General features: G+C 74.7%; 21 protein-coding genes and 1 tRNA gene. 15 read left to right on the forward strand and 7 right to left on the reverse strand.

Features of this window, described 5'->3' with window-relative positions:
• Positions 1 to 653 precede the first annotated feature (653 nt).
• Complete coding sequence (locus tag ACFU9A_RS04570; protein WP_430574080.1) at positions 654 to 1,685, forward strand: pirin family protein; 1,032 nt, start codon at positions 654 to 656, stop codon at positions 1,683 to 1,685.
• A 6-nt stretch (positions 1,686 to 1,691) separates the two neighbouring features.
• On the opposite strand, the gene ACFU9A_RS04575 is transcribed toward ACFU9A_RS04570, so the two are convergent.
• Complete coding sequence (locus ACFU9A_RS04575) at positions 1,692 to 3,131, reverse strand: hypothetical protein (protein WP_430574081.1); 1,440 nt, start codon at positions 3,129 to 3,131, stop codon at positions 1,692 to 1,694.
• Positions 3,132 to 3,292: 161 nt separating this feature from the next.
• The gene (locus ACFU9A_RS04580; RefSeq protein ID WP_430574082.1) at positions 3,293 to 3,763 is read right to left on the reverse strand and encodes a nitroreductase family deazaflavin-dependent oxidoreductase; all 471 of its coding nucleotides are present in this window, start codon (positions 3,761 to 3,763) and stop codon (positions 3,293 to 3,295) included.
• Between the two features lie 90 nt (positions 3,764 to 3,853).
• Between ACFU9A_RS04580 and ACFU9A_RS04585 the strand changes: the two genes are divergently transcribed.
• Positions 3,854 to 4,738, forward strand: coding sequence for a LysR family transcriptional regulator (locus tag ACFU9A_RS04585; protein ID WP_430574083.1), 885 nt, complete (start codon positions 3,854 to 3,856; stop codon positions 4,736 to 4,738).
• Complete coding sequence (locus ACFU9A_RS04590) at positions 4,735 to 5,718, forward strand: serine hydrolase (RefSeq protein ID WP_430574084.1); 984 nt, start codon at positions 4,735 to 4,737, stop codon at positions 5,716 to 5,718. Before ACFU9A_RS04585 ends, ACFU9A_RS04590 begins: the two co-directional genes overlap by 4 nt.
• On the opposite strand, the gene ACFU9A_RS04595 is transcribed toward ACFU9A_RS04590, so the two are convergent.
• From ACFU9A_RS04595 to ACFU9A_RS04605, 3 genes are all read right to left on the reverse strand, one after another.
• Positions 5,691 to 6,665, reverse strand: coding sequence for an MBL fold metallo-hydrolase (locus tag ACFU9A_RS04595; RefSeq protein WP_430574085.1), 975 nt, complete (start codon positions 6,663 to 6,665; stop codon positions 5,691 to 5,693). The two genes, ACFU9A_RS04590 and ACFU9A_RS04595, sit on opposite strands and share 28 nt — an antisense overlap.
• Before the next feature lie 174 nt (positions 6,666 to 6,839).
• Positions 6,840 to 6,913 (reverse strand) — tRNA-Gly (locus ACFU9A_RS04600).
• Positions 6,914 to 7,014: 101 nt separating this feature from the next.
• Positions 7,015 to 7,218, reverse strand: a complete 204-nt coding sequence (locus ACFU9A_RS04605) for a cold-shock protein (RefSeq protein ID WP_380244697.1) — start codon at positions 7,216 to 7,218, stop codon at positions 7,015 to 7,017.
• An 828-nt stretch (positions 7,219 to 8,046) separates the two neighbouring features.
• On the opposite strand from ACFU9A_RS04605, the gene dcd reads away from it, so the two are divergent.
• From dcd to ACFU9A_RS04665, 12 genes are all read left to right on the forward strand, one after another.
• Positions 8,047 to 8,622 carry a dCTP deaminase gene (gene dcd, locus ACFU9A_RS04610; RefSeq protein WP_430574086.1) on the forward strand — a complete coding sequence of 192 codons (576 nt, stop codon included), beginning with the start codon at positions 8,047 to 8,049 and terminating at the stop codon, positions 8,620 to 8,622.
• Positions 8,623 to 8,780: 158 nt separating this feature from the next.
• Positions 8,781 to 9,914 carry a hypothetical protein gene (locus tag ACFU9A_RS04615; RefSeq protein WP_430574087.1) on the forward strand — a complete coding sequence of 378 codons (1,134 nt, stop codon included), beginning with the start codon at positions 8,781 to 8,783 and terminating at the stop codon, positions 9,912 to 9,914.
• A 197-nt stretch (positions 9,915 to 10,111) separates the two neighbouring features.
• Positions 10,112 to 10,993, forward strand: coding sequence for an ABC transporter permease (locus tag ACFU9A_RS04620; protein ID WP_430574088.1), 882 nt, complete (start codon positions 10,112 to 10,114; stop codon positions 10,991 to 10,993).
• A 62-nt stretch (positions 10,994 to 11,055) separates the two neighbouring features.
• Positions 11,056 to 12,105 carry an ABC transporter substrate-binding protein gene (locus tag ACFU9A_RS04625; RefSeq protein WP_430574089.1) on the forward strand — a complete coding sequence of 350 codons (1,050 nt, stop codon included), beginning with the start codon at positions 11,056 to 11,058 and terminating at the stop codon, positions 12,103 to 12,105.
• An 11-nt stretch (positions 12,106 to 12,116) separates the two neighbouring features.
• Positions 12,117 to 12,932, forward strand: a complete 816-nt coding sequence (locus ACFU9A_RS04630) for an ABC transporter ATP-binding protein (RefSeq protein WP_430574090.1) — start codon at positions 12,117 to 12,119, stop codon at positions 12,930 to 12,932.
• 174 nt (positions 12,933 to 13,106) lie between these two features.
• Positions 13,107 to 16,094, forward strand: a complete 2,988-nt coding sequence (locus ACFU9A_RS04635) for a Na+/H+ antiporter subunit A (RefSeq protein WP_430574091.1) — start codon at positions 13,107 to 13,109, stop codon at positions 16,092 to 16,094.
• A complete protein-coding gene (locus ACFU9A_RS04640; RefSeq protein WP_430574092.1) occupies positions 16,091 to 16,669 on the forward strand; it encodes a Na(+)/H(+) antiporter subunit C in 579 nt (192 codons plus the stop codon). The genes ACFU9A_RS04635 and ACFU9A_RS04640 overlap by 4 nt, the downstream gene beginning before the upstream one ends.
• 38 nt (positions 16,670 to 16,707) lie before the next feature.
• Positions 16,708 to 18,261, forward strand: a complete 1,554-nt coding sequence (locus ACFU9A_RS04645; protein WP_430575339.1) for a Na+/H+ antiporter subunit D — start codon at positions 16,708 to 16,710, stop codon at positions 18,259 to 18,261.
• Complete coding sequence (locus ACFU9A_RS04650) at positions 18,258 to 18,881, forward strand: Na+/H+ antiporter subunit E (protein WP_430574093.1); 624 nt, start codon at positions 18,258 to 18,260, stop codon at positions 18,879 to 18,881. Before ACFU9A_RS04645 ends, ACFU9A_RS04650 begins: the two co-directional genes overlap by 4 nt.
• Positions 18,878 to 19,282 (forward strand): monovalent cation/H+ antiporter complex subunit F, encoded by a 405-nt coding sequence (locus ACFU9A_RS04655; protein ID WP_430574094.1) that lies wholly within the window; start codon positions 18,878 to 18,880, stop codon positions 19,280 to 19,282. Before ACFU9A_RS04650 ends, ACFU9A_RS04655 begins: the two co-directional genes overlap by 4 nt.
• Positions 19,279 to 19,635, forward strand: a complete 357-nt coding sequence (gene mnhG / locus ACFU9A_RS04660) for a monovalent cation/H(+) antiporter subunit G (protein WP_430574095.1) — start codon at positions 19,279 to 19,281, stop codon at positions 19,633 to 19,635. The genes ACFU9A_RS04655 and mnhG overlap by 4 nt, the downstream gene beginning before the upstream one ends.
• Positions 19,636 to 19,658: 23 nt before the next feature.
• Positions 19,659 to 20,705 (forward strand): cation diffusion facilitator family transporter, encoded by a 1,047-nt coding sequence (locus ACFU9A_RS04665; RefSeq protein WP_430574096.1) that lies wholly within the window; start codon positions 19,659 to 19,661, stop codon positions 20,703 to 20,705.
• 33 nt (positions 20,706 to 20,738) lie between these two features.
• Here ACFU9A_RS04665 and ACFU9A_RS04670 read toward each other — a convergent pair whose 3' ends face one another.
• Both ACFU9A_RS04670 and ACFU9A_RS04675 read right to left on the reverse strand, forming a co-directional pair.
• Positions 20,739 to 21,257 (reverse strand): methylated-DNA--[protein]-cysteine S-methyltransferase, encoded by a 519-nt coding sequence (locus ACFU9A_RS04670; RefSeq protein WP_430574097.1) that lies wholly within the window; start codon positions 21,255 to 21,257, stop codon positions 20,739 to 20,741.
• 74 nt (positions 21,258 to 21,331) lie between these two features.
• The gene (locus tag ACFU9A_RS04675; protein ID WP_430574098.1) at positions 21,332 to 22,972 is read right to left on the reverse strand and encodes an AlkA N-terminal domain-containing protein; all 1,641 of its coding nucleotides are present in this window, start codon (positions 22,970 to 22,972) and stop codon (positions 21,332 to 21,334) included.
• Between the last annotated feature and the right edge of the window lie 151 nt (positions 22,973 to 23,123).

Genomic DNA, 23,123 nt, shown 5'->3' on the forward strand with positions numbered 1-23,123 from the left:
CGCCGGAGATGCCGCCAGGAACCGCGAGATCCCGCGGTTTTCGCCGTGCGAGGACGTCGCCCCGACGCGGTGCTTACCACGCCGTCGTCGATCCCCGGAACGGGCAGCGCGTGTCGCGCCCGGCGCGTCGTCCACAAATTTCTTCCACAGGCCTGTGGGTGGTGTGGGGATTCCGCCGGTCAGCTTGTGGACAAGGCTGTGACTGGAGATCCGGGCCGGAAAACCCTCCTCGGACCCCTTGCACCGCACTCCCAGCAGGTCTAGAAACGTGCCTACCGGTCTTGCGGAGATCGGGTCGACGAACCACCTGCGAAGGACGGTCGTCTGCCCACTCCACGGGACACGGTCGACCGGAGAACGACGGGCCGTCCCGTACCGCGGTGCGGGTTGTGGGTGACGACACAGGTGTCTGTACGGGGCCGGAAGACCACCCGCGCCCGGCTGTTCGTGGAGAACGGGTTCCTGAGAGGCGACGACGCACCAGGCCTCGACGGGACGCGACGAGCGGTCGGGGTCGTGACGTCGCCACGGCACCCCTGGTCCCCGGGACCGTCGATCAGGGGTACGCGGTCATCTCCGAGGCCCCCCGGCCGCCCCGGGGGGCCTCGGCACACCCGGCGCACCACCCTCCTCGCGCGTCCTAGGCTCGGCCCATGAGCAACCTCGAGACGCGCCCCACGGAACGCACCTGCACCGCCGGGGACCAGCCCGCCGGGGTCGAGCTGCTCACCGCGCGGGAGGTCCCGCTCGGCGGCCCGCGCGCCATGGACGTGCGCCGCACCATCCCGCAGCGCCAGCGCTCGCTGGTGGGCGCCTGGTGCTTCTGCGACCACTACGGCCCGGACGACGTGTCGGCGTCGGCGGGGATGCAGGTGCCGCCGCACCCGCACATCGGGCTGCAGACCGTGTCGTGGCTGTTCGCCGGCGAGATCCTGCACCGCGACTCGGTGGGCTCGCTCCAGGCGGTGCGGCCGGGGGAGCTCAACCTCATGACGGCGGGCGTCGGCATCTCGCACTCGGAGGAGTCCCCGGCGGAGGGCCGCCCGCCGACGCTGCACGGCGTCCAGCTGTGGACGGTGCTGCCGGAGGCGGACCGCGGCGGCGCGCCCCACTTCGAGCACCATGGCGACCTGCCCGTCGCGACCTCCGGCGGCGCGCGCGTGCAGGTCTTCATGGGCGCGCTCGGCGTCGCGGGGGAGCGGCTGGTGTCGCCGGCCCGCACCTACACGCCGATCGTCGGCGCGCAGCTCGACGTGCCGGCGGGTGCCACCGTCACCGTCGGGACCGACCCGTCGTTCGAGCACGCCCTGCTGGTCGACGCCGGCGACGCCACCTTCGAGGGAGAGCCGGTGCCGCCCGCCGAGCTGGGCTACGTCGCACCGGGGCGCGACCGCCTCGTCGTGACCGCGGGCGCGACGCCCGTGCGCGCCGTCCTCATCGGGGGCGAGCCGTTCACCGAGGACGTGGTCATGTGGTGGAACTTCGTGGGCCGCACGCACGACGACGTGGCCCGGGCGCGCGCCGACTGGATGGCGCAGGTCGCCGACGACGGCGCGGGCACGCCCACCCGGTACTCCGACGGCGCCGCCGGGCGCCGGTTCGGGCAGGTGCACGGGTACGCGAGCGGGCCGCTGCGGGCGCCCGCGCTGCCCGACGTGCGGCTGCGACCGCGCACCCGCCGCTGACCGGCGTCAGGTGCGGGGGAACGTCACCCGCAGCGTCGCGGTCCCGTCCGTCGTGGACCGCACGGTGAGGCGCAGCGCGCCCGAGCGGGTGGTGAACGTCGAGCCCCGGAGCAGGTACGACTTCCGCGCCGACTCCTTGCCCATCGGCACGATGAGGTGCTCGCCGGGGATCGCCCACGTCGACCCCTTCTTCCCGAACCGGCTGACGGTGACCCCGTACGAGACGGTGTAGTCGTCGGCCGCCCGCCACGGCATGCCGCCGAGGTAGGGGTAGCGCGCCCCGGACTGCCGGCGGAGCTCGACGGAGTAGTACTGCCCGGTCTTCGGGTCCACGGCACGCAGCAGGGTGGGCCGGCTGGTGGACCGGTGCCGGGCGTCGATCGTCACGGTGCGCGCCCCGCCCTTCTTCGTGACGGTGACGATGTCCGACGCCGGGAGCACGCCCAGCCGCTTGAGCTGGGCCCGGGACAGGGGCGCGGTGCCGACGGCGGCGAAGTCGGCGCCCATGAGGTCCATGGGGTCGAGGCCCTCGACCGCGCCGCAGCGCGTCGACGTGAAGCCGCCGTCGGCGGCGCCGCGGCACCAGCCGACGCCGGAGTGCTCGAGCCCCATGTTGTGGCCCAGCTCGTGCGCCAGCGTCGAGACGGCCGTCGCGTACTGGGCGTGGCTGAAGCGGGAGGAGCGCGCCTCGCCGTCGGCGCCGCCGAAGAGCGAGAAGGACCAGCCGCCCGGGTTGTCGCGGCCCGCCGCGCCCGGCAGCGAGCCCAGGCCGAGCGTGCCGGCGCACGTGTCGCCGAAGCGGGCGCCGCCCGGGAAGTCGGTGCGCACGTACGGGAACAGCACCACGAGGTGCTCCCGCCGCCCCGGCCCCCGCGTGCTCGAGTCCCACCACCCGGAGCCGTAGTGCGCCCGCCCGCCCGCCTTCACCTGCGAGATGATGCGGCCCGTCGTCGAGCAGGACCCGTCCCCGGTCTCGACCCGCTTGATCGCCGAGCTGCGGACGAAGGTGATCCGGCCGCCCGACTGCGTCGACCAGTACGTCGAGACCTTCGCCAGCAGCGCGTCCACGTCCTGGTCGCGGATCAGCTGCGCCGCCCGGGCCTTGGACATCCAGCGCGGCGTCGCGACGGCGACGTCCACCTGGTGCACACGCCGGTCCGCCTGCGCGCGCACGGTCGAGCGCGCCAGGTCGGGGGAGACCCCCGTCGCCGCGGACTGCCAGCGGACGGTGTCGTCGACGGCACGGTCGTCGACGGCACGGTCGTCGACGGCGCGACCGTCGATGGTGAGGTCGTCGCCGTGACCTGCGGCGGCCGACGCTGCGACGGACGCGGCCTGGACGCCCGACGGCGCGGCGGCGACGGACGGTGCGCCCGCCGCGGCGAGCGGTTCCGCGAGCAGCGCCGCGGTGACGAGAGCGGCGACGGTGATCGCGCGAGCCTGCATGACTCCCCCTGGGGCTCCGGCGTGCCGCGGCCGGACGGGCGCGGGCGGTGCCAGAAGCGTAGGCACCGGCCCGCGCCGTCGCCCGCCCTGTCGAGGGGTGACGTGCCTCCCGGGCGGGTGAAATCGTCGCCCGGGGCGCCGTCCGGCCGGGCCGACGGGCGTCAGAGCAGCCGCAGCTCGACCACCGGCACCACCCGGAGCCAGTCGGCCTCGCCGCGCTCGCGGGCCAGCGGCTCCGCCCACTCCGCGAGCACCGGGCGCAGCTGCGCCCACGGGCCGGGGTGGGCGTCGGTGTACGCGCGCAGGACCGCGGCGCCGTCGTCGGGCGGCAGCACGACCGCCCGGGCCCGATCGGCCCGACGGGTGCCGATCGAGACGAGCACGCGGGGGTCGGCCCTCACGTTGCGGAACCACTGCGACCCCGGCCCCAGGCCCGCGACGACGACCGCGCGGTCCGGCGCGGGCCGCGCGACGACCTCGAGCACGACGTACCGCCGCTGCCCGCTGCTCCGGCCGCGGTGCTGCATCATCAGCAGCCGGCCCCCGGCGAGGAACCCCAGGCCCGCCCGGAACATGCCGATCGGGGCGCGGACGAACCAGCGGGTGTGCAGCGCGCGGGAGGCGAGGCTCATGCCCGGCACGGTAGGGCAGGCCCGCGGCGACCGCCGGTCGGACGACCGTCGCCGCGCCCGCTTCGCCCGGCCGGTGGGGATAATCGCCGCGTGGACATCGAGAGCGGCTGCCGCGCGTTCGTCGCGGTGAGCGAGCGTCGCAGCTTCACCGGGGCGGCGGCGTCGATCGGGGTGCCGCAGCCGGTGGTCAGCCGCCGCGTCGCCGCGCTCGAGTCGCACCTGGGCGGGAGCCTGTTCGACCGGACGACGCGCGAGGTCTTCCCGACCGCGCTGGGACGCCGGCTGCTCCCCGCCGCGCAGCGCGTCGTCGAGGCGGCGGACGACCTGCGGGCGGCGGCCGCGACGCGGGAGGCCGCCCCTGTACGCCTGGCGGTCCCGGAGGACATGTCGCCGTCCGCCGCTGCCACGCTGATCGGGGACGCCCAGGCGGAGGGGATCGCGCTGCGGCCGGTACCGGCCGCGCCGGCCCGGCGTGCGGAGCTGGTGCGGGACGCGTTCGTCGACGCCGCACTGGTGACCGCCACGACCGGCGCGGCCCGCTGGTCCGCGCCGCTGGGCCTCGGTGGCTGTGGTCCGGACGGCGGGGCGCGGGTGTACCTGGACGAGCTGTCGCCGGGACGGGGCGACGCGGCCTCCCCGCGGCGCGTGTGGGTCACGCCGGAGGACGACAACGCCCTCGTCGGCGACGCCCTGGCGCGCCACGCGGTCGCCGCGGGCTGCCTCCCCGCGCAGGTGCGGGTCGCGCCCCTGGTCCCGGCCCTGGCCGCCGTGACGACGAGTGCGGACCTGCTGCTGTGCACGCCGGCGCAGGCGCGCGAGCTGGGACTCTCCTGGACCCCGCTCGGCGGGGTCGACCTCACCCGCACGTACCGCGCGGAGCTGCGGGCCGGCCACTCCGAGGCGGCCGGCGCCGTCGAGGGCACGCTGGTCGCGGCCGTCGCGCTCGCGCTGGGCGCCGCGGAGGTCGCGGCGTGACGGAGCCCACCGGGTCCGCCGCAGCGCACGTGGTCCGGCAGGTGCGGGGCGAGCTCGCCGACGCGGGGCTCACCGCCGGGATCCTCGTGCGCGACCTCGACTCCGGGCACGAGGTCGGGATCGACCCGCACCTCGACCTGCCGATCGCGTCCCTGGTGAAGGTCCCGGTGGCCCTGGCGACGCTCGAGCGGATCCGCCGCGGGGAGCTCGACGCCGCCGCGACCGTGACGGTCGAGCCGGGGCGGGTCACGACCGCAGGCCCGCCGGGGACGACGCGGTTCCGGCACCCTGCCTCCGTGGCCCTGGAGGACCTGGTCTACCTCGCCGTCTCGCTGAGCGACAGCAGTGCCTGCGACGCCCTGCTCGCCCTCACCCCGCCGGCCCAGGTCGGGCGGGTGCTGCGCGAGCTCGCGGTGCCGGGCATCGACATCCGCCACGGCCTGGGCGAGCTGGGCGACACGCCGGTCGAGGCCCTGGAGCACCTCCACCCCGGCCTGGGGCACGCCTTCGCGACGATGGCGACCACGGCGAACGGCGGCAGCGTCATCCGCTGGCTCGACGTCTCGGTGACGACGACGTCGTCGGCGCGCGTGCTGGCCGACCTCCTCGCGGCCGTCTGGCGCGCCGACAGCGCCGACAGGGTGGACCCGGCGGTGTCGGCCCGGCTGCGCGAGCTGCTCGCCGCCAACGTGCACCGGCAGCGTCTGGCGCCGGAGTTCGACCGCGACGCGTCCACCTGGTCCTCCAAGACGGGCACCGTGCTCAACCTGCGGCACGAGGCGGGGGTCGTCGAGCACGCGGACGGTCGCCGGATCGTCGTCGTGGTGCTCAGCCGGTCGGCCGTCGCGGCGGGCGCCCAGCCGGCCGCGGAGATCGTCCTCGGGCGGGCCGCGCGCCGGCTGCACGACCTCGTGCGCCGCACGGCGCCGCCCGTCCGCGCGGGCGCCCCCGGTCAGAGGAGCTCGAGCGGCGTCCGGTAGTCCGGCACGACGACGCGGGTCCGCGGCGAGGCGCGGCGGATCGCGCTCACCGTGGCGCGCAGCTGGCCGGCGGTCTTCTCGTCCTGCACGGTCGGCGGGTCGGTCGGCGGGGCCTCGAAGTGGTCCCAGTGGACGGGCACCACCAGCCGTGGGCCGCCGAGGACGTCCATGAGCCGCGCGGCGTACTCGCTGGTGACGTCGTTGGCGGGCACCGGGACGGCGACCGCGTCGGGCCGCAGCCCTCGCAACGACACGTCGTCGAAGTCGCTCGCGCCCAGGAGCAGCACGCTGCGGCCCGAGGGCGCGCGGAGGAGGTACGCGAGGGTGTCGCCCTCCGGCAGGTCGGCGACGGTCGCGGGGGCGGGCGGCACCGTGTGGCGCACCCCGGGGAACAGGACCCCGCCGTTGCCGGAGCGGCTGTGCAGCGACCGGATCGCACGGACCACCAGGTCGCCCAGGACGATCTCCTCGCCGCCCTTGAGCACCGCCACCTGCGAGGCCGCCACCCCGAGGGACTGCGCCAGGTGGTAGCCGGTGAGCGTCGTGAACACGGTGCCGCCCCGGGTGCCGGCGATGTGCGGGACGTCGCCGAAGTGGTCCCAGTGGGTGTGGGTCACCAGGGTCGCGGTGACCCGGCCCGCCCCGTCCGCCGGGCCGAGGGCGGCGTCGACCGCCGTGGGGTCCACCGTGAGCCCGGTGGTCGGCGTGAACCGACCTCTCGCGAGCCCGGTGTCGAAGCGGGTCAGGTAGGGGTCCACCAGCAGGTGCGCGCCGGGCGTGCGGATCTGCCAGCCCGCCACGCCCAGCCAGCGGAACGACGCGAAGCCGGTCGCACCCGCGTCCGGCGCCCGAAGGGTGGCGAGCGCGGGGGGAGTGCCGGCCAGGGCTCCGGCGGCGGCGGTGCCGGCCGCGGCGAGCAGGGTCCGGCGGCGGACGGGACGGGTCATGGTCGTCTCCTCGGGTCGTCGAGGTGACGACCGTGCCAGCGGGAGACCGATGCGCGCCAAGACGCCGGGCGCCCGACTCATGCGTCCGGCGCATGGGTGGCCGGGCCGTCCGCGGGCACGTGGGGCCCGGGGACGACGAAGGCCCAGACCGGAGAAACGGTCTGGGCCTCGTGGTGGAGCGGGTGACGGGAATCGAACCCGCGCTGTCAGCTTGGGAAGCTGAAGTTCTACCATTGAACTACACCCGCGCAGCAGCACCTGACGGTGTGCGCGCCCCGATCATACCCAACCGGGGTTGATGCTCCGAACCGGTGGCCGGCACGCCGCGGACGGCGTGCCGGCGGCGGCGTCAGAGCGGACGGATGTCCGAGGCCTGCAGGCCCTTGGGGCCCTGGGTGACCTCGAACTCGACCTGCTGGCCCTCGTTGAGGGTGCGGAAGCCGCTGGCCGAGATCGCGCTGTAGTGCGCGAACACGTCGGCGGTGCCGTCGGAGGGGGCGATGAAGCCGAAGCCCTTCTCCTCGTTGAACCACTTCACAGTTCCGGTGGTCATGTTGTCTTCTCTCGTTGATGCGACGGACCCGCGAACGTGGGTCCGGTCGTCGCGCCCGAGCGGGCGCGGACGGTTCGGGTACGGGCTCGGCGAGCCCGTACGGTGCCGGGGCGCGAAGGGGCGCGCAGCCGCTTCGCCTCGGCAAGGGTGGGGACGGCGGCGACGGGCCGCGAGTAGCGGTCGTGCACGTGGAAGCCGTCGGGACGTCGGGTGATCATGCCGCCGTACTCGCCGTCGACCGTCGCGACCCACAGGTCGTCGTCGGCGCGGCGCCACACGGGCGTCGATCGGGGGCTGGCCTCTGCCGCAGACGCGGGTGCCGAAGACTCGGGCACGGGCCGTTCCAGGGTGGAAGAAGAAGTGATGCTCTCTGCTCTCGCTCCGCGCTCGATGGGCGGAGTTCTGTCGGTGGACAGCGGTGCTGTCGCGTGCGCGGGACCATGCTTCGATGCAAAGGACCGAAGAGTGCCGTGGGGTCGATCCCCGGCGTGCGCGGCACCCATGGTACACGGCGCGGCGCCGGTCCCCTCAGTCGGCGCCGATCCGGTAGCGCCGCAGCCGTCGTCCCGGGGCGCGACCGCCGGCCTTCACGCCGTCGACGGCGAGCACCTTCACGGGGCTGAACCAGCACTGCGAGCGCTTGTGCAGCGCTCGTCGGGCAGCCGGAGGCGCGCGGCCAGGGTTGCGGGCGCGACGAAGGGGCGTCGCGCGGGGGCGAACCAGCCCGACCAGCGGTCGGCGAGGGCGTCGGGGACGTCGATGTCGAGGGCGCGCACGGTCCGTGAGCGTACGTGGGCGCCCGGCGGGGTCGGCGACTACCGTGTCCCCGTGCTGCTCTCCGACCGCGACATCCGGGCCGAGCTCGACGCCGGACGGGTCGTCCTCGACCCGTACGACGCGTCCATGCTCCAGCCGTCCAGCATCGACGTCCGCCTCGACCGGTACTTCCGGCTGTTCGACAACCACAAGTACCCGTTCATCGACCCGTCGGAGGAGCAGCCGGAGCTGACGCGGCTCGTGGAGGTGGCGCCGGACGAGCCGTTCGTGCTCCACCCGGGCGAGTTCGTGCTCGGCTCGACGTTCGAGTCGGTCACGCTGCCCGACGACGTCGCCGCGCGGCTGGAGGGCAAGTCGTCGCTGGGGCGGCTCGGCCTGCTCACGCACAGCACGGCGGGGTTCATCGACCCCGGGTTCTCCGGTCACGTGACGCTGGAGCTGAGCAACGTCGCGACCCTGCCGATCACGCTCTGGCCGGGGATGAAGATCGGCCAGATGTGCTTCTTCCGCCTGTCGTCGCCGGCGGAGCACCCGTACGGCTCCGACGCGTACGGGTCGCGGTACCAGGGTCAGCGCGGGCCGACGGCGAGCCGGTCCTGGCAGTCCTTCCACCGGAGCACGGTCTGACCGGCGCGCGGGGCGGCCGCCCCGGGTTCGGGGCCGGGCCCGGGGCGGGGTCCGAGCGGACGTCCCGCGAGGGGTCGGGACGTCGCTACGCTCGGTCCCGTCGCGCCGGCACCGGTGCGGGGCGCGCCGCGCCCGTGACCCGGAAGGAGCTCCGCGAAGTGGCCCAGAACCGTTCGGCGCAGAACCAGCCGGCCCTGCCGTCGCTGCCTCAGGTGTCGGCGCAGGGTCACCAGGCCCGCCACCTGCTCGGAGTCCCCTCGGACGTCGTCGTGGACGAGATCGAGGTGCTGGCGATGTCGCGCTTCGTCGGCACGCGCTGGGACGTCGTCCCGGCCGACCTGCCGGGCGCGGACGTCCCGGTGGGACGGATGGCGAACCCGGGCGAGCCGGGCGTGCTGCGGCTGTCGCGGCACAGCGCGGTCTCCGGGCCGTACGCGCCCGCCGGCAAGGGCGTCGACGCCGGCCTCCCGCCGGGCACCGAGATGGTCTTCGACGTCGTGTGCCCGCGCGAGCGCTGGGACGACGCCACCCGCTTCGGCGGGGACCGCGACGGCATCGGCCGGGCGTTCCCGGCCGCGCTGCCGAACCGTGAGGAGGAGCGCGTCGTCCAGTGGCTGGTGGAGGCGGCGCGCCGCCTGGGCGGCTCGGTGCGGCTCGACGTCGCGGGCACGTGGGACGAGTCGGACGGCGGCCGCCGCGCCTCCGGCCCGGGCGTCGTCCTGACCCCTGACCCGGGCCGGGCCGTGGACCTCACGGTCTACTCCGACATCTGGCTGGACCCGCAGGCCGCGCACCGCGTGCTGCAGGCCGTGCACCCGCGCGTCGTGCTCGCCACCGAGGGCAAGCCGTACCAGGGCCCGCCGCGCGGCCTCGCGGACCGCCCCCTGTACCCGGGCGAGCCCCTCGACCCGGAGGTGCGCAAGGCGATCCACGAGCGCGCCGACGACGTCGACATCGACGCCCTGCAGGCCCCGATGGTGCTGGACGCCTACGGGCTGACCAGCGACCTGGGCCTGGACGGCTCGATCACGGTCGAGGTGGTCGGCGACGAGACGCTGCCGCTGCTGGTGCGCGAGCTGCCGTGGGCGGCGGCCGGCGCCGTCTGCTACCACGTGCGCTGGGACGCCCCGGACGTGTTCGAGGCGAACCAGGAGTTCCCGCAGGCGGCGCACGTCGTCGCGCGTCGCCGGGCGGCCGACCTCGTGGGGAAGATGGCGGTGGCGATCCACGCCGCCGTGGGCGGGGAGATCGCCGACGAGGCGGACTTCCTGCTCGCGCCCGAGGACCTCTGACCGCTCCCGGCCGCGCGGCCGTCACGATGCCCGGGCAGACCGTTGCCCGGAGCCCCTCCCCGCGGCCGCTCCCGCGCCGTCCGCCGGCCGCGAGGGTGGCTGGCCTGCCTGTTTGACACCCCCGGGCGAGCCGCTTAGCGTTCACCTCGGAAAGCGTATTCCGCGAGGTTCATCACACTGGCGTGAGGAGCAGCATGGTGACGACGACACCGGGGTCGGCGGTCGAGCAGGAGAGGCGGGCGGCCCAGGAGGCCCCCGCCCAGGAACGGCGTCCGCGCACGCTGCCCACCCCCGTGCGCTGGGTGCTGGACCAGTGGCGGCCCATCGCCTTCGTGGTGGTGCTGTTCGCGGTGTGGTGGTTCGTCACCGCGGAGGGCCTGGTCGCGCCGTACGTGCTGCCGTCGCCGGCGGACACGTGGGCCGCCGCGACGGAGAACGTCGACTACCTGCTGCACCACACGTACGTGACGACCTACGAGACGGTCGTCGGCTTCGCGATCGCGGTCGTGGTCGGCGAGCTCGTGGCGGTGCTGATGGCGTACTCCCGCGGCACCGAGAAGACGCTCTACCCGATCATCCTCGTGGCGCAGGTCATCCCGAAGATCGCCGTCGCGCCGCTGTTCGTGGTGTGGCTCGGCTTCGGCCTCGCGCCCAAGATCACCGTCGCGGTGCTCATGGCGTTCTTCCCCGTGGTGATCTCCGGCCTCGCCGGCCTGCGCTCGGTGGACCCCGAGATCCTGCAGCTCACCTCGACCATGGGCGCGAGCCGCATCAAGACGTTCGCCAAGGTGATGTTCCCGGCGTCGCTGCCGCAGCTGCTGTCGGGGCTCAAGGTCGCCGCGACGCTCGCCGTCACGGGCGCCGTCGTCGGCGAGTTCGTCGGCGGCAACGACGGCCTCGGCTACGTCATCCTCCAGGCCAACGGCAACATCGACACCGCGATGCTCTTCGCCGCCCTGTTCATCATGTCGGCCCTCGGGATCGTGCTGTTCGCGATCATCCAGGTCGCCGAGCGCTTCCTCATCGGCTGGCACGCGTCGCGCCGCTTCGAATCGGCCGCCACCACCGTCGCGGCCTGACCGCAGTCACCCCGCGCCGCCGGCGCGACCCCCTGGACCCTCACGTGCAAAGGAGCACCCCGATGACTCTCCGAGCGACCGCCCGATCCAAGGCCCTCGCGGCCGCCGCGGCCCTCTCCGCGACCGCCCTGACGCTCGCGGCCTGCGCCCCGTCCACCGACGGGGGAGCCGAGGCAGAGGCCCCGGCCGGGGCCGACACCACCGACGTGACGCTGATGCTCAACTGGTACCCCTACGGCGAGCACGCCCCGTTCTACTACGGGCTCGAGGAGGGCATCTTCGCCGACCACGGGATCAACCTGAAGATCGAGGCCGGCCAGGGCTCCACCAAGACGGCGCAGGCCGTCGGCGCCGACCAGGTCCAGTTCGGCTGGGCCGACACGCCCGCCGTCCTCGCCAACATCGACAAGGGCGTCAAGATCCGCAGCCTCGGCGTCTTCCTGCAGACGACGCCGTCGTCGGTGCAGGTCTTCTCCGACTCGGGCATCAAGGAGCCCGCCGACCTCAAGGGCAAGACCATCGCCGTCTCCGCGGGCGACGCCCCGACGACGACCTTCCCCCTCTACCTCGAGGCCGCGGGCGTGCCGGAGGACGCGGTGACGCAGCAGAACCTCGACCCCGCCGGCAAGATCTCCGCGATGCTCACCGAGAAGGTGGACGGCCTCATCGGGTTCGCGCACGACCAGGGCCCGACGATCGCCTCCAAGAGCGGCCGCGACATCACCTACCTGCGGTACTCCGACGTCGGGCTCAACTTCTTCAGCAACGGGCTCATCGCGTCCGAGAAGACGATCTCCTCCGACCCCGACCTCGTGAAGGAGATGGTCGCCGCGACGTCCGAGGCGTTCGCCGCGGCCGCCGAGGACCCGGACGCCGCCGTCGCCTCGATGGAGGGCAAGGACCCGCAGATGCCCGCCGCCGACGTGCTCACCGAGCAGTGGAAGCAGACCATCGACCTGCTCCACACCGACGCCACCGAGGGCAAGGCGCCCGGCGTGAACGACCCCGCCGACTGGGCCGCCACCCTGGACGTCCTGTCCAGCTCGGGCCTCGTCGCCGAGGGCACGACGGCCGACGACTACTTCGACGACTCGTTCGCCCCGGCGAACTGAACGGAGGGGCCATGACCACCACGACCACGGGCGGGCTCGCCGCGCGGGGTGCCACCACCGGCGCCGTCGTCGACATCGAGGACGTCTCGGTCACCTTCCGCAGCCGCCGCGTGTCCACCCCGGCCCTCGGGTCGGTCGACCTGCAGCTCGCCCGCGGCGAGTTCGTCACGATCGCGGGGCCGTCGGGCTGCGGCAAGTCCACGCTGCTCAAGGTCGTGGCCGGCCTGACCGCCCCGACGACGGGGCAGGTGCGGCTGCGCGGCGAGGTGGTGCGGGGCCCGCGCCAGGACATCGGCTTCGTCTTCCAGCGCGCGGCGCTGCTGGAGTGGCGCGACGTCCGGGCGAACATCCTGCTGCAGGCCGAGATGCGCGGCATGGACGGCGCCACCGCGCGCCGCCGGTGCGACGAGCTCGTCGAGATGACGGGGCTGAAGGGCTTCGAGAAGGCGATGCCGCACGAGCTGTCGGGTGGCATGCAGCAGCGCGTCTCGCTCTGCCGGGCCCTGCTGCACCAGCCCGACGTCCTGCTCATGGACGAGCCGTTCGGCGCCCTCGACGCCCTCACCCGGGAGCGGATGAACGTCGAGCTGCACCGCATCTGGCGCGAGACCGGCGTCTCCGTGCTCCTCGTGACGCACTCGGTCGCGGAGGCCGTGTACCTCGCCAACCGGGTCGTCGTCATGGGGCCGCGGCCGGGCACGATCGTCGAGGAGCTGACGGTGGACCTGCCCGCCGAGCGCGACTACGCCGCGACCGTGCGCGACCCCGAGTTCGGGCGCGTCTCGGGGCGCGTGCGCGAGCTGCTCGGCTCGCCCGGCGGGGACTGACCGCCGGCCCGCGCCCGACCGCGCTCCCGACCGCGCTCCCGCCCCGCACGAGCCCGTGCGAGGGCGGGGGCGCGACCCAGGTCACAGGCCCGTGTCATCTCGATCGCGCCGGGACCATCGCTCGTTGCCGGTAGGGTAAAGCCGACGCCCCGCCCCTCGACCGGACGGAGTGCTGTGCTCCCAGTGCTGCTCTTCACTTTCCTGCTGGCCCTCGCGGCGCCGGCTCTGGTGGCATGGCTGGGCAGACGGGCTTTCTGGGTGCTGGCCCTCGGGCCGGCATCGGCGGCGGTCTACGCGCTGGCCATGACCCCGCGGGTCACGGCGGGCGACTTCCCCACCACCCAGGTCCCGTGGGTCCCCGGCCTGCACCTGTCGATCACCCTGCAGCTCGACACCCTCGCGTGGTTCATGCTCCTGGTGGTCGGCGGCGTCGGCGCGCTCGTGCTCCTGTACTGCTCGGCCTACTTCGCGCGTGACGCCCTCGGCCTCGGCCGGTTCGCGGCCGTGCTCACGGCGTTCGCCGCCGCGATGGTCGGGCTCGTCGTCGCCGACGACCTGCTGCTCCTGTTCGTGTTCTGGGAGCTCACCACCGTCTTCTCCTACCTGCTGATCGGCCACTACGCCGACCGCAAGGCGTCGCGGCGCGCGGCGATGCAGGCGATCGTCGTCACGACCGCGGGCGGCCTCGCCATGCTGGTCGGGCTCATCATCCTGGGCGTCGTCGGCGACACGTGGCGGGTCTCGGAGCTGGTGGCGAACCCGCCGTCGGGCACCGCCGTCACCTGGGCGGCCGTCTGCCTGCTCGCGGGCGCCGCCACCAAGTCCGCGCTCATCCCGTTCCACTTCTGGCTCCCCGCGGCGATGGCCGCGCCGACGCCGGTGTCCGCCTACCTGCACGCGGCGGCCATGGTCAAGGCGGGCGTCTACCTCGTCGCCCGCTTCGCCCCCGCCTTCGCCGACCTGCCCGTGTGGCGCTGGCTGGTGCTCGTCCTCGGGGGCGGCACGCTCCTGCTGGGCGGCTACCAGGCGCTGCGCCAGCACGACCTCAAGCTGGTGCTCGCGTTCGGCACCGTCTCCCAGCTCGGCCTGATCGTCCTGCTGCTCGGGCTCGGCTCGAGGTCGCTGGCGCTCGCCGGCCTGGCCATGCTGGGCGCGCACGCCATGTTCAAGGCCGCCCTGTTCCTCGTCGTCGGCGCCGTCGACGTCGCGACCGGCACGCGCGACCTGCGCAAGCTCTCCGGGCTGTGGCGCACGATGCCGTTCACCACGGCGGCGGGCGTGCTCGCGACCGCGTCGATGATCGGCTTCCCGCCGTTCGCCGGGTACGTCGCCAAGGAGGCCGCGCTCGAGGGCCTGTGGCACGACGTCACCCACGGCGCCGGGGCGGTCGAGACGATCGCCCTCGTCGCGGTGGTCGTCGGCTCGGCCCTCACCGTGGCCTACGGCCTGCGGTTCGCGTGGGGCGCGTTCGGCACCAAGCGGCGTCCTGGCGCGACCGCGGCCGGCGCGATGGCCGCCCCGTCGGCGCACGACGCCGCCGCGGAGCCCGCGCCCGCGACGCCCGTGCGGCGCCAGCCGTGGCTGCTCGTCACGCCGCCGCTCGTCCTCGCCCTGCTCGGCCTCGCCGTCGCGCTGGTCCCGGCCACGGGGGAGCGGCTGCTCGCCCCGTACGCCGACCTCTACCCGACGGGGGAGCCCGGGCACCTGGTGCTGTGGGGCGGGTTCACGCCCGTCCTCGCGCTGACCGTCCTCGTGCTCCTCGCCGGCTTCGTGCTCTTCTGGCAGCGCGCGCGGGTGGAGCGGGCCCAGGACTTCTTCTGGTCGCCGCGCAGCGCCGAGGTCGTCTACCGGCGCACGATGCGGCGTCTCGACGACCTGGCGGCCGACGTCACCGCCGCCACCCAGCGCGGCTCCCTGCCGGTCTACCTCGGCATGATCCTCGTGGTGCTCGCCGTCGCCCCCGGCGCCGTGATCGCCGCGGGCCTGGTCGGCGGCACCCCGGAGGTGCAGCTGGTGCTCTGGGACCGCCCGGGCGACGCCGCCGTCGTCGCGATCATCGTGATCGCGTGCGTGCTCGCGGCCCGCGCGCGCCGGCGGCTCAAGGCCGTGGTGCTGGTGGGCGTCGCGGGGTACGCCAACGCGACGCTGTTCATGCTGCACGGCGCCCCCGACCTCGCCCTCACCCAGGTGCTGTGCGAGACGATCACGCTGGTCATCATGATGCTGGTGCTGCGGCGCCTGCCCCCGTACTTCACCGACCGGCCGCTCGCCGCCAGCCGCTGGGTGCGCCTGGTGCTGGGCGTCGTGACCGGCCTGGTGATGATGGCCCTGACCGTCGCGGCCCCGCTGGTGCGGGTGGCCGAGCCGATCAGCACGCACTTCCCCGACGAGGCGTACACCTGGGGCGGCGGCAAGAACATCGTCAACGTGACCCTGGTCGACATCCGCGCCTGGGACACCGTGGGCGAGATCTCCGTGCTGCTCGTCGCGGCCACGGGCGTCGCGTCGCTCATCTTCCTGCGCCAGCGCAGCGGGGAGGTGCTGCGCCTGTCCCGCGTGGACGAGGTCAGCCAGTCCGACCCGCACACCCGCCGCGTGTGGCTCGCCGCCGGCTCCACGCTGGAGCCCGAGCGCCGGTCGGTGATGTTCGAGGTCATCACCCGCGTCATCTTCCACGCCATGATCGTGTTCGCCCTGTTCCTGCTGTTCAGCGGGCACAACGCGCCGGGCGGCGGCTTCGCCGCGGGGCTCGTCGTGGGCATCGCGTTCGCGGTGCGCTACCTCGCGGGTGGGAGGTACGAGCTCGGCGAGGCCGCGCCGATCAGCCCGGGCGTGCTGCTGGGCACCGGGCTGTTCCTCTCCGCCGGCGTGGGCCTCGCGACGCTGGTCGGCGGCCAGGAGGTGCTGCAGAGCACGATCCGGAACATCCACCTGCCGGTGCTCGGCGAGGTGCACCTCGTGACGTCGCTGTTCTTCGACATCGGCGTGATGCTCGTGGTCGTCGGGCTGGTGCTCGACCTGCTGCGCACGCTCGGGGCCGAGATCGACCGGCAGGACCCGCGGCCCGCGCGCACGGTGGTCGGCGAGGTCGAGGTCCCGCCCCCGCCGGGCGTCGCCCCGCACCCGCCGGGCGACGCCCCGCACGAGGAGGCCGCCCGATGATCGTCCTCGAGAACACCCCGCCCGCCATCCTGGTCCTCGCCATCGGCGTGCTCTTCGCCACCGGCGTCTACCTGCTGCTGGAGCGTCCGCTGACGCGCGTGCTGCTCGGCTTCGTGCTCATCGGCAACGGCGTGAACCTCATGCTGCTGGTCATGGGCGGCCGCTCCGGCGCGTCGCCGATCATCGGCAACGCCCCGGACGGCGTGCGCATGAGCGACCCGCTGGCGCAGGCCATGGTGCTCACCTCGATCGTCATCACCCTGGCCCTCACCGCGTTCGTGCTGGCCATGGCCTACCGCTCGTGGCAGCTGCACGGCCACGACGAGGTCGCGGACGACGTCGAGGACCGCCGCGTCGCCCGGCACGCCGCGCTCAACGCGCCCGCGTTCGAGGACGCCGACGACACCGAGCCCGACCAGACCCTCGACGAGGAAGCCGCCGACGTGCACGACGACGTCGACGACAGCGACGACGACGCCCCGCGCGAGCGCCGCGGCGCCCGCAGGACCGACCCCCACGCCGACAGCGACCCCGAGCCGACGGACCGCCGCACGGACACCGAGGAGCGCCCGTGATCGCCTGGTCCGTCGACACGCTCGTCCCGCTGCCGGTCATGGTGCCGCTGTTCGCGGCGGGGCTGACGCTCGCCCTGCACCGGTACGCCCGCGTGCAGCGCATCATCAGCGTCACGGCCCTGACCGCCGCGCTCGCCGCGTCGGTCGGGCTGCTGTTCGCCGCCGACTCCGGCCCGATCGTCGTCGAGGTCGGCAACTGGGCGGTGCCCGTCGGGATCGACCTGGTGGCCGACCGGATCTCGGCGGTGATGCTCACCGTCTCGTTCGTGATGCTGCTGTGCGTGCTCCTGTACTCGCTGGGCCAGGGCGTGCCCGAGGGGGAGGACGACCCGGGCACCACGCGCGGCGACCAGATCCCCGTCGCGATCTTCCACCCGACGTTCCTCATCCTGGCCGCGGGCGTGGCGAACGCGTTCCTCACCGGCGACCTGTTCAACCTGTACGTCGGCTTCGAGATCCTGCTCGCGTCGTCGGCGGTGCTGCTCACGCTCGGTGGCACGGCCGAGCGCATCCGCGCCGGGTCGGTCTACATCATCGTGACGCTGGTGTCCTCGACGCTGTTCCTCACGGCCATCGCGCTGATCTACGGCGCCACCGGCACGGTGAACATGGCGCAGCTCGCCGAGCGGCTGCCGGAGATCGACCCGACCGTGCGCACCGCGCTGCAGCTCCTGCTGCTCCTCGCCTTCGGCATCAAGGCCGCCATCTTCCCGCTGTCCGCGTGGCTGCCGGACTCCTACCCGACGGCTCCCGCGCCCGTCACCGCCGTGTTCGCCGGCCTGCTCACCAAGGTGGGCGTGTACTCCATCCTGCGCACGCAGACCCTGCTGTTCCCGGACAACCCCACCGTGGACCAGGTGCTCATGGTGCTGGCGCTGCTCACCATGGTCATCGGCATCCTGGGCGCCGTGGCGCAGAACGACGTCAAACGCCTGTTGTCGTTCACCCTGGTCAGCCACATCGGCTACATGATCTTCGGCATCGCGCTCGCCACCGAGGCGGGCACGGCCGCGGCCATCTACTACGTGGTGCACCACATCTCCGTCCAGACGGCGCTGTTCCTCGTCGTGGGGCTCGTGGAGTGGCGCGGCGGCTCGACGTCGCTCGACCGGCTCGGCGGCCTCGCGAAGCTCGCGCCGGGGCTGGCCGTGCTGTTCTTCGTGCCCGCGCTCAACCTGGCGGGCATCCCGCCGCTGTCCGGGTTCCTGGGCAAGGTGGGCCTGCTCACCGAGGGCGCGCGCGTCGGCACGGGGCTGGCGTGGGTGCTGGTCGTGGGCTCCGTCGTGACGTCGCTGCTCACGCTCTACGCCGTCGTCAAGGCGTGGAACAAGGCGTTCTGGCAGGCGCCGTCGGAGGAGATCGAGTCCGACGTGCCGCTGCCGCGCGGGATGGTGCTGCCCACGGGCGCGCTCGTCGCGTTCGGGCTGCTGCTCACCGTCGTCGCGGGCCCGCTGTACGGGTACGCGGAGCGGGCCGCGACCGCGTCGATGGACGGGCACACGTACGTCGACGCCGTCTTCCCCGGCGGCGCGGACCGCGGGCAGGGCGAGTCCGTCGCCGGGAACGGCGGCCACGAGGGAGGCGGCAAGTGAGCCCGCAGCCGCGGCGCCGGCCCCACCTGCTGCGCCGCCTGGGCTCCCAGTGGCACGCCCTCGCGCTGCTCACCCTCATCTGGGTGCTGCTGTGGGGCGACCTGTCGTGGGCCAACGTCTTCGCCGGCGCCCTGATCGCCGCGGTCGTGGTCACGCTGTTCCCGCTGCCGAACATCTCCATGCAGGGCACCGTGCGGCCGTGGCCCACCGCCGTCCTCGTGGGGCGGTTCGTCTCCGACCTGTTCCTCGCGTCCTTCGAGGTCGCGTGGACGGCGATCAAGCCCGGCCCCACGCCGCACGGCGCGATCGTCGCCGTCCGGCTGCGCAACCCCGAGGACGCGTACCTCACCATCACGGCCGTGATGTCGTCGCTGGTGCCCGGGTCGCTCGTCATCGAGGCGCGGCGCAGCACCGGCGTCGTCTACCTGCACGTGCTCGACATCGACGGGGCCGGCGGGGCCGAGGCGGTGCGTCGTGACACGCTCGCTCTGGAGGAGCGCGTGCTGCGGGCGTTCGCGAGCAGCGCCGTCCTGACCCGCTGCGGGCTCGGGGCCGACGCCGTCGGGCCCGGACAGCCCGGAAAGCCCGGACAGCCCGGACGAGGGGAGGAGGACGCATGATCCTCGCAGCCGTGATCGCGGCGGCCGTGCTCGTGGCCGTCGCGGCGATGCTCGCGCTGGTCCGCGTCGAGCGGGGACCGTCGATGCTCGACCGGGCGGTCGCCCTGGACGCCCTCACGATCACCCTCGTCGGCGCCATCGCCATCGAGGCGTTCTGGTCGCGCCGTACCGAGACCATCCCCATCCTCGTCGCGCTCTCCATGGTCGGCTTCGTCGGCTCCGTCACGATGGCGCGGTTCGCCGCGAAGGAGCCCGAGGGCGAGGGCCGCGTGCGCTCGCCCGAGGAGGTCGCCGCCCAGGCGCGCGCCGCGGACGTGCCGCGTGGTGAGCAACGCGGCGAGGCGCGGGACGCGGCGCGCGCCGAGCGCGACGCCGAGGACGAGGGAGGTGCCGCGCGATGACCCAGGTCGAGCCCGGGCTGTGGACCACGATCGCCGACTCCCTCGCGGTCGTGTGCCTGCTCGGTGGCGCGTTCCTCACCCTCGCGGCGGGCGTGGGCCTGACCCGCTTCCCGTCCCTGCTCGCGCGCATGCACACCGTGACCAAGCCGCAGGTGCTGGGGCTGGTGCTCATGCTCACGGCCCTCGCGCTGCGCGTGCGCAGCTGGTCGGCCGTGGCGATGCTCGTGCTGGTGGTGGCGTTCCAGCTCGTCACGTCGCCCGTCGCCGCGCACATGGTGGGCCGGGCCGGGTTCCGCACCGGCAAGGTCGACCCGGAGGACCTGCGCCCCAACGAGTTCGGCGAGCCCGACTGACGCGCGACTGGTAGACCGGGCGCATGGCACCCGCCGCGCCCGAGTCCTCGCCCGACCCGTTCGACGCCCTCACGCACCCTGCCGCTCCGGAGCCGGACGCCGCGCCTCCCCACCCCGGCGTCAGCCCGCGCGTGGTGCAGGACGCCCACGGAGGCGAGAGCACGCTCACGGTGATCATCGCGTTCTTCGCGAACGCCGTCGTCGCGGCGGCGAAGACCGCCGCCGCCGTCATCACGGGGTCCGCGTCGATGCTCGCGGAGGCCGTGCACTCCTGGGCCGACACCGGCAACGAGATCTTCCTGCTCGTCGCCGACCGGCGCTCCCGGCGGCCCGCCGACCCGCTCCACCCGCTCGGGTTCGGCCGCGAGGCGTACGTGTGGTCCATGTTCGCCGCCATCGGCCTGTTCGCCGTCGGCGCGGGCGTGTCCATCACGCACGGCATCCAGGAGCTGGTGCACCCGGAGCCCGCGAGCGACTTCGGCGTCGCCTACGCCGTGCTCGGGCTCGCGTTCGTGCTCGAGGGGATGTCGTTCCTGCAGGCCAGCCGGCAGGCGCGCGCCGAGGCGAAGAAGGCCGAGCACGACGTGCTGCACCACGTCCTGGTCACCTCCGACCCGACGCTGCGCGCCGTCTACGCGGAGGACGCCGCCGCGCTGATCGGTCTCGTGATCGCGTTCGGCGGCGTGCTGGCGCACCAGCTCACCGGGTCGCCGGTGCCCGACGCGCTCGGGTCGATCCTCGTCGGCGTCGTCCTCGCGGTCGTGTCGCTCGTTCTCGTGGACCGCAACCGCCGGTTCCTCGTCGGCGAGGCCGCGCGGCCCGAGACGACGTCCGCCGTGCTGGCGCACCTCGTCACCATGCCGCAGGTGGAGCGGGTCACGTACCTGCGGCTCGAGTACGTGGGGCCGCGGTCGCTGTACCTCGTGGCCAGCGTGGACCTCAGCGGCAACGAGCCCGAGTCGACCGTCGCGCGGCGGCTCGACGACCTCGAGCGCGCCGCCACGCAGGTGCCCGTCATCGCCGGGGCGGTGTTCACCGTGTCGACGCCGGAGGAGCCGTCGCTGGCGTGACGGCTCCTCCGGGGCGCGGCCCCGGCGGCGGGCTCAGCCCGCGTGCCGGGCCTCGTGGGCCAGCAGGCTCCGCTTGACGTCGAGGCCGTAGCGGAAGCCGCCGAGGGTGCCGTCGGTGCGCAGCACGCGGTGGCACGGCACGAACAGGGCGGCCGCGTTCATCGCGCACGCGCCGGCGGCGGCGCGCACCGCGGCGGGCCGGCCGGAGAGCTCCGCGTAGCGGGTGTAGGTGACCGGGTCGCCGGCGTCGACGGTGCGCAGCACGTCCCACGCGTGGGCGCGGTAGGGCCCGGACACCTGGCGCACGGGGACGCCGTCGATCGCGTGCACGTCGCCCGCGTAGTACGCGCGCACCGCCGCGACGGCGGGCGCGACGGCCGCGTCGTCCTCCGGCACGCCGACGGTCTCGGCCGGTCGGACGTCGGGGTGGGTGAGGCCGACCAGTGCGTCGGCGTCGGTGGTCCAGCCGGACGCCAGCACCGTGCCGTCCGGCTCGACGACGACGGTGAACGGGCCGTCGGGCGTGCTCAGCGTAGTGGTACGAGCAGACATGGTTCCTCCAGGAGTCGGGTGCCGAACAGGCGGTTGATCGCGGAAAGCGGCGGGAACGCCGCCGGAGACGGTGGCTACTGCCTGGTCGGCGGGAGGGCGGCGCGCCACAGGTGCATGGCGGCGTACGACCGCCACGGAGCCCACCGCTCCGCGCGGGTGGCGAGGGCGCGGGACCGGGCGGCGCGAGGAGCGTCGTCGGGCACCCCGGGCAGGGAGATCCCCGCCGCCGCCGCGCCCGCGAGGAGGGCGACGTCGCCGTCGAGCCAGGAGTCCGGGTCGCGCAGCACGCGCATCGCGACGTACGCCGCGGTCCACGGGCCGATGCCGCGCCGGGCGACGAGCGCGGCGCGCAGCTCGTCGCCGTCGTCGCCGACCCCCACGGCGAGGGAGCCGTCGTCCAGCGCGCGCGCCGTGTCCGCGACGGTGGCCAGGGACCGGGCGGGCAGCCGCAGGTGGTCGGCCGCCGACGCCGCGACCTGCGCGGGCGTGGGGAACAGCCGGGTGAGGCCGGGCACGGCCGAGTCGTACGGGGTGCCCGCGCCCGCGGCGAGCCGGCCCAGGTGGGTGCGCGCCGCGGCGACGCTGATCTGCTGCCCGACGATGGCGCGCACCACGATCTCGTGCGGGTCCACCGTGCCCGGGACGCGCAGCCCGGGGGTGCGCGCGACGAGGGGCGCGAGGGCCGGGTCGTCGGCGAGGGTCGTGTCGACGGCGGCCGGGTCGGAGTCGAGGTCGAGCAGGCGGCGCAGGCGCGTCACGGCCACGGAGACGTCCGCGGCCGACGCGAGCTCCAGCCGCACCGCGACGCGCCCCGGCCCGACGCCCGGCCCCGCGACGACCTCGGCCGCCCCGGGGCCGTGGGGCAGGCTCAGCGTCCGGGCGTACCGCGCGTCGTCGCCGGACAGGTCGGCGACCTCCACGCCGTCGACGGCGCGGGCGGCGAGGAACGCCACGACGCCCCGACCGTCGAACGGCTCGCGGACCGGCAGCTCCAGGTCGAGGCGGACCCGCGCGACGTCGCAGCCGCGGTCGCCCTCCAGCAGGCGATCGTTCGCGCCGTCGGGCCGCGTCGGGCGAGGGACGGCGTGCTGGAAGGGCGTCGGGCGGCGGCGGGCGCGGGCGCGCAGGTCGCTCGGCGTGGTGTCGAAGACCTCGACCACGGTCTCGTTGAACTGCCGGATCGAGCCGAAGCCGGAGGCGAACGCGACGTCCGCGAGCGGCATGTCCGTCCCGACCACCAGGCTGCGCGCGGTCTGCGCCCGCTGCGCCCGGGCGAGGGCGAGCGGGCCGGCGCCGAGCTCGGCGGAGAGCAGCCGGTGCACGTGCCGCGCGCTGTACCCGAGCCGCGCGGCCAGACCGTCCGTGCCCTCGCGGTCGACGACGCCGTCGGCGATGAGCCGCATCGCGCGCCCGGCCAGGTCGTGCCGCAGGTCCCACGCCGGCGTACCGGGCGCCGCCTCGGGCAGGCACCGCTTGCAGGCGCGGTACCCGGCCTCGTGGGCCGCCGCCGACGTCAGGTAGAACGTGACGTTCTCCGGCTTCGGCGTCCGGGCCGGGCACGACGGCCGGCAGTAGATGCCGGTGGACCGCACGGCGGTGAAGAACTGCCCGTCGAAGCGGGTGTCGCGGGCCGCGATCGCACGGTACCGCTCCGCGAAGGCCTGCGTGTCCCGCGCGGTCGGGGCCGGGGTGCCGGGCCGGGCTGTCGTCGTCATGCCCCTATCCTCACGCGCGCCCCCGACGCCGGGCTAGCGGGAATCGGACACGGCCGTGGCGCCTCCCTCAACGCCGAACAGGCAGTTGCTGCCGGTATGGCGGCCGCATCGCCGCCATACCGGGAGCAACTGCCTGTTCGGCACCGGGGTT

This window comes from Isoptericola sp. NPDC057653, assembly GCF_042799955.1.
Lineage (GTDB): Bacteria > Actinomycetota > Actinomycetes > Actinomycetales > Cellulomonadaceae > Isoptericola.